The organism is Pseudomonas sp. MD195_PC81_125 (genome assembly GCF_014060985.1).
Taxonomy (GTDB): Bacteria; Pseudomonadota; Gammaproteobacteria; order Pseudomonadales; family Pseudomonadaceae; genus Aquipseudomonas; species Aquipseudomonas parakoreensis.
This window is the reverse complement of the sequence record NZ_JABULD010000829.1, coordinates 1-805: the sequence shown is the minus strand read 5'-3', so window position 1 is coordinate 805 and position 805 is coordinate 1. Positions and strand designations below refer to the sequence as shown.

Genomic DNA, 805 nt, shown 5'->3' with positions numbered 1-805 from the left:
ATGTCGGTCGTCCGCAGATTGTGTGAATAGCAAAACGCCATCTGTAGGAGTGAGTCTGCTCGCGATGGGGAATTTCGCTTCACCACTGTCAGCCCGTGCGGGAGGGATCTCGTATTTTTGTACGACCTTTCCTAAAGGAGTTTATCGACGTTTTAACCCGTTCTTGACCGTTTACTCTCGGGGCTCCGCTCGTCCTCAAGGAACTGGTCATGACTGCAACTGACATCCCCGGCAATGCCTCCGATAACCGTTTCAATGAAGTACTGGCGCTGATTCAGAACGCCAGGCAGCAAGCCGTGCAAGCAGTAAATACTCAACTGATCGAGTTGTACTGGCAGGTGGGGGGTTACATCAGCCGCAAGATCGCTCGCGCTGAGTGGGGCGATGCGGTGGTTAGGCAACTGGCCGAACATCTGGCTCGAACGCAGCCAGGGCTGCGTGGGTTTACCCGTTCGAACTTGTTCCGCATGTGCCAGTTCTACGAGACTTATCACGCTGAAGAAAAAAGTCGCACCACTGGTGCGACAATTGTCTTGGTCTCACAATTTGATCATTTTCAGCCAAAGCAAACGTCCAGAAGAACGCGAGTTCTACGTCCGCATGGCGATTCAGGAAAAGTGGTCAAAGCGCGAACTCGAACGCCAGCTCAAGGCTGCGCTTTTCGAACGCAGTGTCACCCAGCCAGCAAAGGCTTCTGCTGCCCTCAAACAGACTCATCCCGCTGCGCTCGAAATCTTCCGTGACGCCTACATGGTCGAGTTTCTCGACCTTCCCGGCGTGCACGCCGAAACCGATCTGCATCGAG

1 pseudogene is annotated in these 805 nt (G+C 54.2%); it reads left to right on the top strand.

Going from position 1 to position 805, the window contains the following annotated elements:
- Positions 1–209: 209 nt before the first annotated feature.
- A pseudogene (locus tag HT737_RS29555) lies at positions 210–805 on the top strand (DUF1016 N-terminal domain-containing protein); the annotation flags it as partial.